The organism is Paraburkholderia sp. J11-2 (genome assembly GCF_905220185.1).
Taxonomy (GTDB): Bacteria; Pseudomonadota; Gammaproteobacteria; order Burkholderiales; family Burkholderiaceae; genus Paraburkholderia.
The window spans coordinates 33,409-50,519 of record NZ_CAJMYY010000012.1 but is presented as its reverse complement, the minus strand read 5'-3'; the positions used below and the strand labels follow the sequence as shown (position 1 = coordinate 50,519).

Genomic DNA, 17,111 nt, shown 5'->3' with positions numbered 1-17,111 from the left:
CGGCTATTCTGACATTGCTGAAAGTTATGCGAATGCGTAGTTTTGTGGGCGAGCGTACAGAAGTCAGCAATTAGTTAAAGAATTACCTTGTCCGAAATTCGAAAGTCTCTGTCCGCACAACCGGCCGGCAACACATTACATTGGCCTCCAGTTCGATACCGCGTTTGCATATGCAGTAGCGCGAAAGCCGATTCCACGGAGTGAAGCCATGAAAGCCATCCAGTTCAAGACCTTCGGCAAGCCAGAGGTGCTCGAATACGTCGATCTGCCCACGCCCGTGCCCGGCGCCGATAGCGCGCTCGTGCAGGTGCGCGCCGCCTCGGTCAACCCGAGCGACGTGAAGAACGTCTCCGGTCATTTCGAGCACACGGTGCCGCCGCGCGTGCCGGGGCGCGACTTCAGCGGCGTGGTGGTGGCGGGCCCGGCGCACTGGCTCGGCGCCGAGGTCTGGGGCACGGGCGGCGACATCGGCTTCACGCGCGACGGCACGCACGCCGAGTTCATCGAGGTGCCCGTGGCCGCGCTCGCGCGCAAGCCCGCGGCGCTTTCGCATGCGCAGGCCGCGTCCATTGGCGTGAATTTCGTCGTGGCGTGGCTTGGCACCGTCGATTACGCGCATCTCGCCGAGGGCGAAACGATTGCCGTGATCGGCGTATCGGGCGGCGTGGGCGGCGCGGTCACGCAGATCGCAAAGGCGCGCGGCGCGCGCGTGATTGGCGTGGGCCGCGAGGCGCCGCTTGCCGGTTCGCCGGCCGCGCGCCTCATCGACGCCTTCGTGCCCATGAACGAGCACACCGCCGAACGCGTGCGCGAGCTGACGGGCGGCGCGGGCGCCGACGTGGTCTACGACGCCGTGGGCGGCGTGGCGTTCGAACTGGCGCTCTCGCTCGCGAAGCGGCGTGGCCGCGTGGTCGAGATCAGCGCAACCGGCAAGCGGCGCGTGGAGTTCGACCTGATCGACTTCTATCACAACGAAACGCAGCTGCTCGGCGCCGATAGCGCGAAGCTCGGCGTCGCAGAATCCGCGCCGCTCATGCGTGCGATTGCCGAAGCGTTCGATGCGGGCCGGTTCGAGCCGCCGGTCGTGGCCGCGCACTTCCCGCTCGCACGCTCGCGCGAGGCCTACGAGGCGGTCGCGGCGGGCACGCCCGGGCGCGTCGTGATCGACATGGCGTGAGCGCCGGACGACGAACGGGAGAGGGCGATGAAGGGGTATCTGGTGTCGTTCGCGGTCGGCGCGCTCGCGGGGCTGCTCTACAACGTGCTGCAGGTGAAGTCGCCGGCGCCGCCGACCATTGCGCTCGTCGGGCTGCTCGGCATGCTGGCGGGCGAGAACGTCATCGGCCTCGTGCGCGCGTGCGTCGCGCACCTTGCGGGGTGAGCGGGCTGCGCGGGGCAATCGTTGCCCCGCGCGCGGGATAGCGGCCCGCGCGCATGTTACTGGGCAGCTAGCTCACGCCTCGGCCCGCACGAGCCGCTCAGGCAGGCGTGCGCGCAGCGCACGCGCATCGAGCGCCGCGAGATCCTTGTCGAGTTCGAGCGTGACGAGGCTGCGCGTTTGCGCGTCGATCGCCTTGCGCAGCACGCCGAGGAACGCCGGAGGCGCCGCGAGCACGAGCGTGCCGTAGCGCGCGTCGTTGCGGCCCTTCGTGAGCGTCGTCGCGATCTCCGCGGCGAACACGGTGGCTTCGTGGTCGTGCTGGCTGGTGTCAGGGTCGGTCGCGCTGCGGCCGAAACCGACGCGGTCGGTGGTGCGCCCCGGTTTGTCGGTCACGAGGTTCTCATCGAGCATGCGGCCCTGCAAATGCAGCAGCGTCTCGACTTCGTCGATGGCGCCCAGCGGGCTTTCTGCGGCGAAAATGCGCGCGGTCACACGGTTGGCGACGACAATCCAGATCGTTTTCGACATGTTCGACTCCCTGCCATGGCGTCCGGCGCATGAGGCAGCCGGGCGGTTGAGAGGACTCGCGCCACGCGGCGTGAATATCAAGGGTAGCGCGCTTCGGGCCGCACGGCGCGGGAAATGCCGCCGCGCCCGACTATGTGCCTCGTGCGCCGCCGGCATGCGCGTGGCGCGAAGCGTCGGGCCGGCGAGCCGCATGCCCCCGCAGGCCGTTTTTCTTTCCGGAATTCGAGAGGACGATTCTCGTTACTGCCGGATTCTCTTTTTTGGCGGAAGAAACTACTCTTTGGCCGCCGCGGCCGACTCCGCGGCGCGCAGCCTATTCCACAGCGCTTCGGGGCGGCGGACGTGAAGTCGGCGTGAGACGAGCGAGGCGCGCATTCGCGAACTGGAAGAGGCAGCGGCGCAACGCGAGGCGCGTATGCGCAAACTGGAGACGGAAATCGCGCGCTTGCGCAAAGGTGCCGCGGCGTGAGCGCTCGCTCGCACCGCGACTCATCCACAAGCGGCTTATTTGGCTTTTTCCGCCGAGTTGGTGATGGCTTGTCCGCCCTTCGAGATGTCCTCGCCCGCGCCAGCGATGGTGTTGCAGGCGGCGAGGGTGACGGCGAACAGTGCAAGCGCAAACGCGAGATAACGGCTCATATCGGCTCTCCCTGAATCGAAATGGACGTCGAAAAGAAGCGGCGGCGGGCATGAGGCATGCGCGCCGCCGTTCCTTTCGATTCTACGCGCGAAGCGGGGCCATATGCGCCGAGCTTGCGCAGCTAGCCGTTTTCAGCGCCTGCGCGTCCTGCGCACGACGAGCCATTTCGGCGAGCGAAAGCGCACGATGCTCACGTAGAGCCACACGTAAGTGAGCGCGAACAGCACGACGAAGCAGAACAGGTGCAGCGTGTGGCGCCAGAACAGCGTGGCCGGAATCACGGCAATCAGGCAGAGCAGCCACAGGTACGGCGAAGTGAGCGAATTGCGCCGCGTGAGTTCGCGTGCGTTGCGCGCGCCCACGACCCAGCGCATGAGGCGCTTGTAGACGAGCATGTGCAGGTGCACGCCGTCGGGAATGCCGGGCGACATGCCGCGCACGAACTTCTTGCGGTAGATCGAAAAGCAGGTCTCGAAGATCGGATACATGAAGAGCAGCACCGGATACCAGGCCGACACGTCGCGGTTGCGCATGACGAGCAGGATCGACAGTTCGGCGAGCATGAAGCCGATGAAATACGCGCCGCCGTCGCCGAGGAAGATCAGGCCCGCCGGGAAATTCCACATGAAGAAGCCCAGCACCGCGCCCATCATGATGAACGACGCCGAGAGCACCACCGGGTCGTGCACCTGGAACGCCACGTAGGCGAGCGAGGCGAACATCATGAACGCGACCATCGAGGCGAGGCCGTTGAAGCCGTCGATGATGTTGATCGCGTTGGCGAGCGCCGCGACCGCGAGCACGGTGATGACGAAGGAAATCGCCGCGTAGGAAAGCAGGAAGTCGAGCGGCGGCACGCTGATGCGCGTGACCGCGATGCCGAGAAACCAGAACGCGAGCGCGGCGGCGGCCATCGTGCACAGGAGGCGCGCAAGCGGCGAAACGCGCTTGGTAAGGTCTTCGATCAGCCCCGAAGCGAACGCGGGCAGCCCGCACGCGACGATGCCGAGTATGCCGCCCGAAACGGCCGGATACGCGCCGTGCAACTGCGCAGCCGCCACGATGAGCCCGGCGAGGATGCCTGTTCCGCCAATGCGCGGGACGGGCCGCACGTGAAATTTCTGCACGCCCGCAAGGTCGGAGTCGACGGAGAACCTTTCATGCAGATGCGCGTAGCGCACGATCAGCAGCGTGACCAGCAGTGAAACGAGAAAGCCGAGGGCGAAACTGAGCATGAAAGGAAACCGCGACCGGAAGGAGGAATGCGCGATTATACAAAGGCGGGCACGCCGCACACGCCGAACCTCCTGAGGGCGTCGGCGCGCGTGGGCTCCGGTCAGGACAAGTCATTGACTGGCCGCGCGCTCAGGTTCCCGGTGTGTCCGCGGGAGTGATTTCGAGCAGGATGACGTGATCCGGCACGTTCACGGAGAGCTGGCGCAAGTCGCGATGGCTTTCAAGCGGCTGCGCCGAAGTGAGCGGATCGTACAGGTCGACACGCTTTGCTTTTCCGCCAAAGTCGACATCGACGCGCGCGGGGGGGCTCGCGAGCGGCGCTCCCGTCGCCCGGTTCCAGATGAGCGTTTCATTCCAGAGCACCAGTACGAAGCGCCCGTCCTTCTTCTGCAGCAGCAGGCTGTTTGCCGATGGCGGCATCTCCGAAAGCGTATATGCGAGCGTGCTGCGCGCCGCAGCGCTTGTGCGTCGCGTCGTGTTGGCGTTCAGGATCGCGGTGAGATTGCGAATCGCGTAGGCCACGGGTTTGGGGCTGTTGTCGTTGCGGAAGAGCCCGTAATGCATTTCGTCGTTCTTGCGCTCCGGATCGGGCTTTTCGTCGAGCAGTTCATACACGTAGAGCCGTTTCACGCCCGCTGCCGCAGCGTCCATATAGCCGTTGAGCACGCCCTTGGCCTGTGTCGCCTCGTCGACGCCGAGCATGTACCAGCCCGCCTGTGGCAGAGAGAAGTAGCCGAACTCGGTGACGACGAGCGGTAACTGAAATCTCTGGCCGAGGTGAATGGCTGCAAGCATCCACTTGTCGCCGTTTGCATTCCAGAGCGGTTGTTCGCCGTTTTGCGGGTAGACGTGCTGATTCGCGTAGTCGGCAGAATTCGTGCGCGTCTCGACTGACTTGGGGTCGAAGCCGGTCGCGTCATATACCGGCACACCTGCAAGCTCCGGCGTGCCGTGCACGCGTGCGTAAAGATCGCGCTGTACCGCGAGCCCGGCTGCGGCGCCGGTAAGTCCCTGGTAAGTGATCGAAAAATTGTTGAGCTCGTTGGGGCCTTCGATGGCCGCGACGCTGCCGGGTACCTCGGTGTTCAACTTCGCGGCCAGCGCGATTTTTTTCTCAAAGTCCGCGCCCATCAGAAAGTTGAATTTCACGCCGCGCTGCGCGAGATACACGTAGCTCGAGAACGGGATGGACGAGCCGGGCGCGTAATCGCGAACGTGGTGGATGCCGAGCCATGCCATATCGTCGGCGACGTTGTGCACGTTGACGTACGCGCCGTCGGTGTAACTGACGTGGGTCACGACCGCGAGCGTCTGGAGGAAGTCGTCGGCGGGCATTGCCTGTGCCGCGCCACTCGCGTGCGCCGCCGTTGCGCAGGCGAGCGCGCAAAAGCCGGTCGCGAGGCTTCCGGCGACACGCGTGCCAGGCCGCCCACGCGGTTTCGCCAGGCTTACGTGTCGCAAACGCTGGGAGGCGGTTCGTCTGGCGAGCAGGCCAGCGATGAGTGCTACGGGATGCTTCACGGCGTATTCCTCGCGTGGGGCGGCCGCCGCCGGATGCGCGCGCCTTGCCTCGTGGCGGCGTCTCGATGGTTCTGTCCCGGTTGGAGCGGATTTCAGGGCCCATTTTGATGCGCAGTTGCCGCCTTCGTGTGTGCGACGGCGAACGGATGGGCATTCCGCGAAAGCTTAAATTCCTGCTACAACCGATGCCTTACAAAAAAATAAGGAATCCTTCATATCAATCGGCCCCCTTTCGGGCACATCTGAAAACGGGCTGCAATGGCAGGACAGGAAGTCCTGATTCCACGCACCGTCACTCCCCCGCGAAGCGCATCGCCGTTGCGTTATGTGCGCGAACGCACACAACGCTATGCGCGCATGCGCCCAGTCACACGGCTTGTGCATGACGCCGCCGACGATCACAGACAGTTGGTGGGATTGCGCACGGTCTGCCTGTTGCTCACACCGTAATGTGTTGTCGTGGCCGTCGGGCGAGCAGCGTATGCATGAATCGCTCGGGGCACGGGGTCCGTGTGTCCGCTCCTGGCGGACGAACGCATCGGCCACAAACGTCTGACGAACACGACACGCACTGGGGCAGGGACATGTCAGAGTTAACGCAACGGTCAGAGCTTACGCAACGTACGGTCGATATCGTGCTGCAACGTACGGTCGATGTCGTGCTGATCGTGCTGGGCGCGATATGCGCCGTACACCTGAATCTGAATTCCGGGCAGGTGGCCGCGGTGCATCACCCCGATCCCACGCTGGTGGCGTTTTGCGCGGCGCTTGCCCTCTCTGTCTTTCCCGCCTGCGGAACCTATGGCACACGTGGCAGCCGGTCGCCGATCAGCGTCGCGGGCCGTACGGCGTTCGCCTGGCTCGCGGTGCAGCTCTGCGGACTCGTGCTGCTTTATGCGATTCATCACGATCACTTGCTGGCGCTGCCGTGGTTCATGTACTGGACATTGACAACGGGTATTTCGCTGCTGCTCTCGCACACGCTGTTCTTTTCGGAATTGAGCGTGTTGCGCGTGACGCGTGCCTGGTGGCGCCGGGAGACGCTCGAGGTCGGTGCGCGCGACGCGGTTCGCAACGCCGTTGTCGGGCATGCCTTGAAGCGCCTCTTCGACGTTGTGGCGGCAGTTGGCGCGATTGTCGTGCTCTCGCCGCTGCTCGTCATGCTCGCGCTGCTGGTCAAGCGCGATGGCGGACCGGCGTTGTACGGCCATACGCGCGTAGGACGCCATGGCAAGAAGTTCCGCTGTCTCAAGTTCCGCTCGATGGTGATGAATTCCGAGCAGGTGCTCAAGGAACTCCTCGAGCGCGATCCCGAAGCCCGCGCCGAATGGGAGCGTGAATTCAAGCTGAAGAACGACGTGCGCGTGACGCGGATCGGCCACTTTCTGCGCCGCTCGAGCCTCGATGAACTGCCGCAGCTCTGGAACGTCCTGCGCGGCCAGATGAGCTTTGTCGGGCCGCGCCCGATCATCGATCAGGAACTCGAGCGCTATGGCGAGGCGAGAAAGTACTACCTGATGGTCACGCCGGGTATTACGGGCCTGTGGCAGGTGAGCGGGCGCAATGATATCGACTACGCGACGCGCGTTTTGCTCGACGTTTCCTATGTGGAGAACTGGACCTTCCGGAAGGACATCGGGATTCTGTTCAAGACGTTTTTCGTGGTGATCCGCGGCACCGGCGCGTATTGAGCTGAAGACGGGCCGCAGGCGGGAACGGAAAGCGGGCTGCGAAGGTGTTAGCGGCAGACGCGCTTGGCATATCAGGTATCCGGGTCACACGGCATGACCCGGAACGCGTGTAACGGATTGGGGGTGTTGCGATGGGACTCAACGCGATGAACTGGATCGGGACTGAGCACGCGCGTGTCGTGCGGGAATTCGGACTGGCGGGTGCGCTGCGCCGCGGGGCTGCGTGTGCCGTTTGCCTCGTGCTCACGGCGCTCAGCGGCTGTGCCCTTGCGCCGGGCATGACCTACACCGCCGGAGGGGGCGCCGCCGGGACGAATCCGGGCGCCGGTGCGGCATCTGGCACGGCTGTGCCCGAGAGTGTGGCGACCAAGGGAATCGCGGGGGCGCCATCCGGCACGCTCGTCGAGATTACGAGGGACCTGGTGGACAAGGAAGCTGCGGCGCGCCCCAAGGGCATTCCCGAGGACGTGGAGAAGATGTTCGCCAAGGCCACGCCGTATGAAATCGGCCCCGGCGATATTCTCACCATCGTGGTGTGGGATCACCCCGAGCTCAACCTGCCCGGCGGCGCCGGTGCCGGCGACGCTCCTTCGGGCGCTAGTTCGGTTGCGTCCGGCTACACAGTCGATAACAACGGATTTATTCAGTATGCGTACATTGGTCCGCTGAAAGTCCTGGGTCTTTCGGAGATGGGCGTTCGCGACGTCCTCGCGCAGAAGCTCGCGAAATACGTGCGTCAGCCGCAGATCACCGTGCGCATCGAGACCTATCGCAGCAAGCGCGTGTATCTGGACGGCGAGGTCAAGACGCCGGGCGTGCAAGTGCTCAACGACAGACCGATGACGTTGCCCGAGGCGATCAATCGCGCGGGTGGCTTCACCGCCAATGCCGACCGCTCGCATGTGTCTGTGACACGTGGCGACACGACCGTGGATATCGATATGCCGGCGATGATCCGCAAGGGGTTCAATCCCGACCGGATCGTTCTGCGCGACGGCGACCTTGTGCGGATCTTTGCGCAGACAGACAGCAAGGTGTTCGTCGTCGGCGAGGTCGAGCGTCCTGGCGGCGTGATGTTCAATAACGGACGTATGTCGCTCAATGAGGCGCTTGGCAACGCGGGAGGGATCAACCAGTCGTCGGGCGATGCCTCGCAGGTGTATGTCGTGCGTGGACGCGATACCAGCCAGCCGGTCGTGTTCCATCTCGACGCGAGCAGCGCTTCTGCCATGGCCACAGCCGACTCGTTCGAGCTCAAGCCCAACGATGTCGTGTTCGTCGATACGTCTGCTCTCGTGAAGTGGAGTCGTGTCATCAGCCTGATATTGCCGACAACCCAGGCCGCGGCGACCAGCCGTGCGATTGGATATTGATGTCCATATGAAAAACACAAACCACACGAACCGCGTCAGCCGACCTGTTCGAAATCGGGGGAACACGATGAATAACCGCGACTTCCTGCTTGAAGGGCCAGCGGAGACGATCATGCCGATCGCCCCCGACGGCGGACACATGGGCAATCTGCTGGATACGCTATATGCGGGCCGCAAGACGATCCTGATCGTCACGATCATCTTTACGCTTATCGGCACCCTCTATGCGGTACTGGCGTCGCCCGTCTATCAATCGGACATGCTCATCCAGGTGGAGGAGAGCCCGAACGCGGCGAAATCGGCGCTGGCGGATCTGTCCTCTCAGTTCGCGGTCAAGACCCAGGCGTCGGCGGAAATGGAGGTATTGCGTTCGCGGATGGTCGTGTCGTCCGCCGTCGATGCGACGAAGCTTTATATCAAGGCGACGCCGCGCTACTTCCCCGTGGTGGGCCGCTGGGCTGCGCGGCATCTGAGCCTCGACGGCTGGTCGGGTTGGGGCGGATATGCATGGGGTGCTGAGGCGATCGAGGTGACGCAATTCGACGTGCCGGCGCGCCTGCAAGGCAGACCGTTCGTCTTGACCTACCGGGGCAACGGCGCCTACACGCTCGAAGGCGCCGGCCTCACGCTCGAAGGGCATGTGGGACAAGCGCTGCACGCGCCGACCGTGGGCGGCGCGATCGACCTCCTCGTGGGCCGGATAGACGGCCAACCGGGCACGATCTTCAACGTGATGCGCGTGTCCGAACTGAGCGCGATCCAGTCGCTGCAGACGGCGGTCGCCATTACGGAAAAGGGCAAGGAGTCCGATGTCATTGGCGTCGCGCTGGATGGCGAAGACCCGGTTCTGACCAGCACCATTCTCAATGCAATCGGCAACGAGTACATCCGGCAGAACGCCCAGCGCACGCAGGAAGAAGCGGAAAAGCAGATTGCCTTCCTCGACCGGCAACTGCCTCTGCTCAAGGCACAGCTCGAGAAGGCCGAGAACGAGTTCAACACGTTCCGCTCCGAGCACGGCGCGGTCAATCTGGATGCCGAAGCTTCGGCGCTGTTGCAGAGTTCGGCACTGGCGCAGCAGCGTATCGCCGACCTGCAGCAGCAACGCGCGCAGGCGATGGCCCGTTTCACCGACGACAATCCGGCTCTCGTCGCCATCAACGGGCAACTGTCCGAAGCGGAGAAGTCGCTGGAGCGCCTCGCTGGACAGACCCGCGCGCTGCCGCCGGTTGAGCAGCAGCTCGTGCGCCTGCAGCGCGAAGTCACCGTCGATACGAATATCTACACGAATCTTTTGAACAGCCGCGAGCAGTTGCGTCTGATCAAAGCCGGGCGCGTGTCGAATGTGCGCATGATCGACGCGGCGGTGCCGCCTGAAGGACCGATCCGGCCGAAGCGCGCCATCATCGTGGTCGCGGCCGTGTTTACCGGATTGTTTGCCGGTGCGGCACTCGTGCTGCTGCGTCAGCGGCTCAACCGCGGTGTCACCGTCGTGGACGAGATCGAAGCGGGCACCGGACTGGCAGTCTTCGCGGCCGTACCGCGCAGCCGCATTCAGCATTCGCTCACGCGTCGCTTGCCGCACGGCGCGCCGGATACGAACACGGTGCTCGCCCACAAGGCCGTGTTCGATCCGGCGGTCGAGAGCCTGCGCAGCTTCCGCAGCGCGCTCGAACATTCGCTGGAGGAGGCAGAAAATCGTGTCGTGCTGCTGGCAGGGCCGACACCGATGGTCGGCAAGTCGTTCGTCTCGGTCAACCTGGCGGCCGTATTCGGTGCGTCGGGCAAGCGTGTGCTCCTCGTCGACGCGGATCTGCGGCGCGGCACGTTGAACCAGCATATGGCGGTGCCGGGCATGCCGGGCGTCACCAACATTTTCGAGCCCTGCCAAAGCTATGACCACGTGGTGAATCGCGACGTGATGCCAGGCGTCGACTTCGTCGCGACCGGGGGCTATGTGACCAATGCCAGCGAACTGCTGCGCAAAGACGCGTTCAGGAACTTCGTGGCATGGGCCAACTCGACGTATGACCTCGTGCTGATCGACGCACCGCCGATTTTGCCGGTGGCCGACGCCGGGATCATCGGGAGGCTGGCTGGCACCGTGTTCGTGATCGCGCGCCAGGGTGCGACGAGCGTCGCTGATCTGCGCGAGTCCGTGCGTCGCTTTGAACAGGTTGGCGTGCCGATTCGCGGCGTGATCTTCAATGACATGACTTCGCGTCCGGGGCGCTATGGCAACGAATATGCCGCGTACGGCTATTCGAGCTACGGCTTTGCCAAGGATACGGGCGCGGCAAGGGCGGAATAGCCGCGTACTGCCGGCAATTGCCAGCCAGGCGGCGCCTCAAAAATGGGCTGGAGCGGATTCGACCTGCTTCAGCCCGCGCCTTCGGCGCGAACCCATCACGCTCTCCTGTCACCCGTCGTTCGCACTAGCGGCGACTTTCCGTGGCAATTCGCAAACGACTCTTCGAAAACGCCTCGAGACGCGTGAGTTGGCGCGACATGAGCGACGGCGAACATTCGCCGGTGCCAAGACCGGCGACACTTCAAGACATATGAACTGCATGGCGCAGCCCGTCGGATTCCGGCTGTGCGCGATGCCTTCCACCTTGGGATGAAACACGTGCTTGCCCCCAATCTGACGATTAACGGCCGCTTCCTTGGACGCCGCGCGACGGGTGTCGATCGCTTTGCGTTCGAGACGATCCGTGCACTCGACCAACTGATCGAGTCGGGCGATCCACGCGTCGCCGGGGTGCGGACCGAAATCATCGTGCCCGAAGCACTGGCCGCCATGCCGAATCCGTTTCGGCACGTCGCGCTGCGAGCGAGCGGAAAAGGCGGCGGCCTGCGTTGGGAGCAACTGGCGCTACCTCAAGCTGCACGCGGCCGATTGCTGCTCAATCTCTGCAACTCCGGGCCGCTGTTGTATCGCCGTCAAATTACGGTGCTGCACGACGCGGCGCCTGCGCGCGTGCCGGACAGCTATAGCCGGTCATTTGTCGCCTGGTATCGCTTGATGGCGCCGCGCCTTGGCCGCATTTCGCGCCGCGTGATCACCGTGTCCGAATTTTCGCGGCGCGAGCTGTGTGACGCGTACCGCATTCCTGCGGAGAAGATCGGCGTCGTGTCGGAGAGCGGCGAGCACATGTTGCGTGTGCAACAGGATGGCGGCAAGGCGGCAAATTCGTTCGACGAGCGTCCATTCGTGCTTGCGGTGGGCAGCCTCAATCGTCACAAGAATTTTCAGCTTGTCGCCGATGCGGCGCGACTGATCCGCGACGCGCAGTTCGACATCGTCGTGGTGGGCGGCGGCGATGCACGAGTCTACGGAACGGGGCAAGACGCGTTGCCCGCGTTCGTGAAACATCTCGGGTACGTGAGTGACGGCGAACTCGCGGCGCTCTACCGGCGCGCAGCGTGCTTCGTTTATCCGTCTCGCTATGAGGGCTTCGGACTGCCGCCAGTCGAGGCGCTGGCGCTTGGCTGCCCGGTCATCGCTTCGCGGTTGCCGGCTGTCCAGGAGGCGTGCAGCGACGCCGTGCTCTACACCTCGCCGGACAATCCTGCGGAGCTCGCGAGCTTGCTTGAGCGAATCACGAGCGATGCCGCGTTGCGTGACAGTCTACGTGAGCGAGGCCGCGCCCGGACTGCGGAACTCACCTGGCAAGCAACTGCCACCAGGTTGATCGAGGAGATCTCGCCGTGGCTAACGTAACGCTCGCATCGAATCTCGCTAACGATACACGCAGGTTCGGCCGTGTCGCGGTCGTGCATGAGTGGCTCGTCACCTACGCGGGATCGGAAAAAGTCGTGGAGCAGATTCTCCAGTTGTTTCCACAGGCGGATCTCTACAGCGTCGTCGACTTCTTCCCGGAGTCGCTGCGTGGCGTGCTGGGCGGCAGACACGCGACGACCTCGTTTATTCAGCATTTGCCGCGGGCGCGCAAATCGTTTCGCAGCTACCTTCCGCTCATGCCGCTCGCCATCGAGCAGTTCGATCTCTCGTCATACGATCTCGTAATTTCTTCGAGCCATGCGGTGGCGAAGGGCATCTTGACGGGGCCGAACCAGGTGCACGTCAGTTATGTCCATTCGCCGATTCGCTACGCGTGGGATCTGCAGCATCAATATCTGTGCGAGGCGGGGCTGCAGCGCGGCATGAAAAGCTGGGTCGTGCGCGCATTGCTTCACTACATGCGCATCTGGGACCAGCGCACGGCGCATGGCGTGGATGCCTTCGTCGCCAATTCCGCGTTTGTGGGGCGGCGCATTCGCAAGGCCTACGGCAGCGAAGCCGCCGTGGTCTATCCGCCAGTCGATGTGGAACGGTTCGAATTGGCTGACCGCCATGAAGACTTCTATTTGATCGCCTCGCGCATGGTGCCGTACAAGCGCATCCCGCTCATCGTCGAGGCATTTGCCACGATGCCGTCGCGGCGTCTCGTGGTGATCGGCGACGGCGCCGACTTTGCCCGCGTCAAGGCGTGCGCGACGTCCAATGTGACCTTGCTCGGCTATCAGCCCGACACGGTTCTGGTGGACTACATGCAACGCGCACGCGCTTTCGTCGTCGCCGCGGAAGAGGACTTTGGCATTTCGGTTGTCGAGGCGCAGGCGTGCGGCACGCCGGTCATCGCTTTGGGGCGTGGAGGATCGCGCGAAATCGTGGTGGATTCGCCGGACCCCGAACGCGGCACCGGGATTTTCTTCAGCGAACAGAGTGTGGAATCGATCGTTGATGCGTTGGAGCGTTTCGAACGGCTGCCACCGATCAAAGCGGAAGTCTGCCGTCGCAATGCGATGCGCTTTACGCAAGAGCGATTCAAGCAGGAGTTTTTAAGCGTCGTGGAGCGTGCGATGGATGCCGACAAAGGGTTTGCCGATGTGCCGCCTGTGGTGCGGCGCTGGCACTCAGCCTGAGTTGGCGCGATAACGAGATCGTTCACGCACGAATGCTGGGTGAACGGATGGGGGCATCGGCAAGTGGAACTGACGATATTCGGAGTCATCGTGTTCGTCGCCGGACTGGCGGCGCTCTATGTGTCGTATCGCGGCGCGATTTACGGCATGGCGGTGTTTTCCCTGTTTGGATGCACGCTCGCGCTCTCATTGGGCGGCATCGGCATTCTGCCCGCGCAAGTCTTTCTCGCATTCTTCGCCATCAGGGCGTTCAATCTCGCGGGCGGGAAGGGCCTTGCCGACGCGGTCACGCTGGACAAGCCCGGCTTCTGGCTGCTTTGTACCTGCCTGTGGGGTGTGACGGGTGCCATTCTGCTGCCGCGATTGCTGAGCGGTGCGACGCTCGTGTTCCCCGTCGACCGCAGCAGCCAGTTCATCATCTTGCAGCCGCTTGGCCCTGTGTCAGGCAATCTGTCTCAGTCGATCTATTGCATCGCGGACGTCATCGTCTATTGCTCCATGTTTGCGTTCCTGCAATATCGCGGTGTGTACCGGACGCTCGCAAACGCCATCTTTTTGCTTGCCTCGCTTGACGTGCTTGCCGGCGTCATCGACATCGTCGCGCACGCGGCGGGCCTCGACATCCTCTCGACCATCAAGACGGCGCAGTTCGCCGATTTGACCGGCCAGGAAATGGCCGGGATGGTTCGCATCAGCGGCACGTTCAGTGAAACCTCGGGTTTCGCGGCTTTTACGCTGCCGATCTTTGTCTTTTGCCTGAATCTCTGGCTCGTCGGCTATCGTTCGAAATTGTCCGGTCCGCTGGCTATTTCAACGGGATGCCTGCTGCTGCTGTCGACTTCGGGAACGGCGTATGTCGGGTTGGGGGTGTATCAGTTCGTACTGCTCTTCAGCCGGCCTGGTGTTATCTCGCGTTTTGCTCCCGTACGCAAGCAACGGCTGTGCGTTATCTCGGCTTGCGCGGGCCTGTTGGGTGTGCTCTATGTGATCGTCTTTCTGCCAGGCGTGGTGAAAGTGCTCGGGGATTTCGTCGACGCCGCGATTTTGAGCAAGGCGGATAGTGATTCCGGCGTCGAGCGGATGGGATGGAATTCCCAAGGGATCACCAACTTCTTCGAGACGTATGGAATAGGCGTTGGGCTGGGAAGCATTCGCGCGTCGAGTTTCCTGGTGGTGCTGGTGGCAAGCCTTGGTGTCGTAGGGATAGTGTGTTACGGGACGTTCCTCGGCAAGACGCTGCTCGCGCCCGTGCCTGCCCATTATCCGTTCACGGAGCGCGCCATCTCTTATTCGGCGCGGCACGCCATGATCGCCACGCTGATCGTCGCCTCGGCCTCGCTTAGCGTTTTCGAACTCGGTTCTTGTTTCTATATATTCGCGGCCGCAGCGGGCGCACTCTCGCCGCGTGTGCTGCGACGTGTGCCCGCGCGTGGTGGGTGGGTTGCCAGGGGGGCTCATGAATAAGGTGCAGGCGTCGCTATCCAAGCTTGAATTACTGGCCGTTTATTTTTCGTACGCAATTCGTTACCTCTACCCGCTCATCCTGATTCCTTATTACGGAAGAGTGCTCGGTTCCAGTGGTTACGGTGTGGTATTGGCCGGGCTGTCACTTTCCAGTGCTCTCTGGCTGGTCGTCAACTTCGGGTTTTCTACCATCGGGGGACGGGATATCGTCCATACCGAAATCGCGAGCGAACGCGATACGATTTTTCGGGATCAATTTACGGCCCGGCTGCTATTGAGCATTCCCGGTGCGATCGTAGGAGGCATTGCGGTCAGCAGGTCGGAAATTATTGCCAATGTGCCTTTTGCAGGCCTTTTCGTCGTCGCGGGAGGGTTGCTGTCCGCCTTCAACATCGGCTGGTATTTCACCAGCACGGGACGTCCGCGCACGAACGTCCTGATCGAAGTACTGGGACTTCTGCTTTCGCTCGCGCTGATCTTCACCTTCATTCGCAAGCCGACTGACGTCGACCTGGCGTTTCCGGTGATTTTCACCTCCAGCATGATCCAGACGCTGGTGGCATATTGGCTGGTTCGAAAGGAATACACCGGCTTCACTGCACCCGTGCGTGCGGCAGTGGGTCTGATCAAGCGCTCGGCTACGATCTTCATATACAGCGGAACGGCAGTCCTGGTGCTGGATGCATCCACCTATATATTGTCGCTACTGGCCGCGGCCCAGGAAGTGAGTGCCTTTGGTCTCTCCGAGCGTCTGGTGGGAGCCGCGCTGAGCATCATGGCGCCCGCCGCGCAGATCCTGGCGCCGAAGGTCATGTATCTGGTGACCCGCAACCCGGCCCGAGCGAATCTGCTTGCCCGCCGGACATTTGCTGTCTTCTTTGTGGGAGCGGTAGCCGGTGTGATCCTCACGAGATTGCTCTCTGAATGGCTCATACCGCTGATATTTGGACCGGAGCTGCGTCATGCCGTACCGGTTCTGAATATTATGGTGTTCATTCTGCCGCTTACCGTTTGCACGCGGGTATTGGGCATTTATTTTCTGATTCCCCGCAAACTCGAGAAGCTGCTTGCCTGGAGCGGTGTGATCAGCGCAGTGGTGAACCTGGTGGCGGCCATTCCCCTTGCCAGCCACTGGGGGGCCGCGGGCATGGTGTACGCGCGGATACTGGCGGAAGGATCATTGCTGGTGATGTTGATTTTCGGGATCTGGAAGGCGGGGTTGTTCCGCGAGATTCTCGGGATCAACGAAGGCGTCTCTTTACCGGCGAGATTTGGAAGATGGCTCGAATAGCGACATACGCGAATCGTTTTGCACATGCGTTGTGGTGTACGCGTGAAGACAGCCCATACGTCTTGCGCATTCCTGCGGGCAATGGTCGATGAGGTCAATGATGGAATCGAGCTTCAGTTCGCGAGTCACGATGGCCGAGCCAATGAGTCGGCCTTCATTTGGCAAGGATCCGAAAATCTGCCTGATCTTTGCAACGCGTGGTCGCGCAGACATTCTCAAGGACGTCGTTGCCTTCGCCAACGTGCAAACGGTGAAGCCTGATCTCATTATCGTGTCCTGCGTCTGCGATGAGGATGTTGGCGACCTGGCCGTCCAACCTGGAATGATCGTGCTGAAGGGGCGCCCTGGGCTCACGACGCAACGCAATCACGCGTTGGATCATGTGCCGAACGATGTCGACGTCGTGATTTTTCTGGACGACGACTTTCTGATGCACAGCGAATGGATTGCGCAAGCGCTCAAGGCTCTGGATAGCGATCCGTCCATTGCGTGTGTCACCGGCACCGTCATCGCGGACGGCATTCATGGGCCAGGCTATTCCTTCGATGAAGGGCGCGCACTCGTTGCCGGGATCGGCGAAGTGCCGGAAAAGATGATCGTCGCGCCGACCGGTGGCCCTTATGGGTGCAACATGGCGTTCCGCGCCAGCAGCATCGCTGGCCTGCGCTTCGATGAGCGCCTCGTTCTTTATGGCTGGCAGGAGGATCGTGATTTCGGAGGCCAGATCTGGAACCGGGGCGATCTCGTCGTGCGTATCAATACTGCGCTCGGCGTGCACCTGGGAGTCAAGCGCGGCAGGGTGTCCGGATGCAAGCTCGGCTATTCGCAGGTGATCAACCCGCTGTATCTGGTGAAAAAGAAGACGATGCCTTTGCGCCCGGCGGTCGATCATGTCATGCGCAATATCGCGAGCAATATTGTTCGAAGCTTCGCACCGGAGCCATGGATCGACCGGCGAGGGCGTCTGGTTGGCAATTTGATCGGGTTGTGGGACTTCCTTCGAGGAAGGCTGACGCCCGAGCGACCCGAGAGCTTTTAGAGAAAGTGGCAGTCGCTA

General features: G+C 62.6%; 14 protein-coding genes. 10 read left to right on the top strand and 4 right to left on the bottom strand.

Going from position 1 to position 17,111, the window contains the following annotated elements:
• Window positions 1–208 precede the first annotated feature (208 nt).
• Window positions 209–1,177 (top strand): zinc-binding alcohol dehydrogenase family protein, encoded by a 969-nt coding sequence (locus tag U5A57_RS18085; protein WP_321913044.1) that lies wholly within the window; start codon window positions 209–211, stop codon window positions 1,175–1,177.
• A 27-nt stretch (window positions 1,178–1,204) separates the two neighbouring features.
• Entirely contained in the window at window positions 1,205–1,381 is a 177-nt protein-coding gene (locus tag U5A57_RS18080; protein WP_321913043.1) for a DUF1427 family protein, read from the top strand.
• A 72-nt stretch (window positions 1,382–1,453) separates the two neighbouring features.
• Here U5A57_RS18080 and U5A57_RS18075 read toward each other — a convergent pair whose 3' ends face one another.
• The 4 genes from U5A57_RS18075 to U5A57_RS18060 form a co-directional block, all read right to left on the bottom strand.
• Entirely contained in the window at window positions 1,454–1,909 is a 456-nt protein-coding gene (locus tag U5A57_RS18075) for a host attachment protein (RefSeq protein WP_321913042.1), read from the bottom strand.
• 504 nt (window positions 1,910–2,413) lie between these two features.
• Window positions 2,414–2,548 carry an entericidin A/B family lipoprotein gene (locus U5A57_RS18070; RefSeq protein ID WP_158757106.1) on the bottom strand — a complete coding sequence of 45 codons (135 nt, stop codon included), beginning with the start codon at window positions 2,546–2,548 and terminating at the stop codon, window positions 2,414–2,416.
• 132 nt (window positions 2,549–2,680) lie between these two features.
• Window positions 2,681–3,784, bottom strand: a complete 1,104-nt coding sequence (locus U5A57_RS18065; RefSeq protein WP_321913041.1) for a glycosyltransferase — start codon at window positions 3,782–3,784, stop codon at window positions 2,681–2,683.
• Between the two features lie 130 nt (window positions 3,785–3,914).
• The gene (locus U5A57_RS18060; protein WP_321913040.1) at window positions 3,915–5,306 is read right to left on the bottom strand and encodes a calcium-binding protein; all 1,392 of its coding nucleotides are present in this window, start codon (window positions 5,304–5,306) and stop codon (window positions 3,915–3,917) included.
• Window positions 5,307–5,890: 584 nt separating this feature from the next.
• Between U5A57_RS18060 and U5A57_RS18055 the strand changes: the two genes are divergently transcribed.
• The 8 genes from U5A57_RS18055 (at window position 5,891) to U5A57_RS18020 (ending at window position 17,093) form a co-directional block, all read left to right on the top strand.
• Complete coding sequence (locus U5A57_RS18055; protein ID WP_321913039.1) at window positions 5,891–6,997, top strand: sugar transferase; 1,107 nt, start codon at window positions 5,891–5,893, stop codon at window positions 6,995–6,997.
• Between the two features lie 278 nt (window positions 6,998–7,275).
• On the top strand, window positions 7,276–8,370 hold the full coding sequence (locus U5A57_RS18050; RefSeq protein ID WP_321913038.1) for a polysaccharide biosynthesis/export family protein: 1,095 nt from the start codon (window positions 7,276–7,278) through the stop codon (window positions 8,368–8,370).
• 112 nt (window positions 8,371–8,482) lie between these two features.
• Window positions 8,483–10,681 carry a GNVR domain-containing protein gene (locus U5A57_RS18045; protein WP_321913037.1) on the top strand — a complete coding sequence of 733 codons (2,199 nt, stop codon included), beginning with the start codon at window positions 8,483–8,485 and terminating at the stop codon, window positions 10,679–10,681.
• 309 nt (window positions 10,682–10,990) lie between these two features.
• Window positions 10,991–12,094, top strand: coding sequence for a glycosyltransferase family 1 protein (locus tag U5A57_RS18040; RefSeq protein WP_321913036.1), 1,104 nt, complete (start codon window positions 10,991–10,993; stop codon window positions 12,092–12,094).
• Window positions 12,082–13,299 (top strand): glycosyltransferase family 4 protein, encoded by a 1,218-nt coding sequence (locus tag U5A57_RS18035; RefSeq protein WP_321913035.1) that lies wholly within the window; start codon window positions 12,082–12,084, stop codon window positions 13,297–13,299. The genes U5A57_RS18040 and U5A57_RS18035 overlap by 13 nt, the downstream gene beginning before the upstream one ends.
• A 189-nt stretch (window positions 13,300–13,488) precedes the next feature.
• Complete coding sequence (locus U5A57_RS18030) at window positions 13,489–14,763, top strand: hypothetical protein (RefSeq protein WP_321913034.1); 1,275 nt, start codon at window positions 13,489–13,491, stop codon at window positions 14,761–14,763.
• Window positions 14,756–16,054: an oligosaccharide flippase family protein gene (locus U5A57_RS18025; protein ID WP_321913033.1), complete on the top strand. Its 1,299-nt coding sequence runs from the start codon at window positions 14,756–14,758 to the stop codon at window positions 16,052–16,054. Before U5A57_RS18030 ends, U5A57_RS18025 begins: the two co-directional genes overlap by 8 nt.
• A gap of 130 nt (window positions 16,055–16,184) precedes the next feature.
• On the top strand, window positions 16,185–17,093 hold the full coding sequence (locus U5A57_RS18020) for a glycosyltransferase family 2 protein (protein ID WP_321913032.1): 909 nt from the start codon (window positions 16,185–16,187) through the stop codon (window positions 17,091–17,093).
• Window positions 17,094–17,111: the final 18 nt, after the last annotated feature.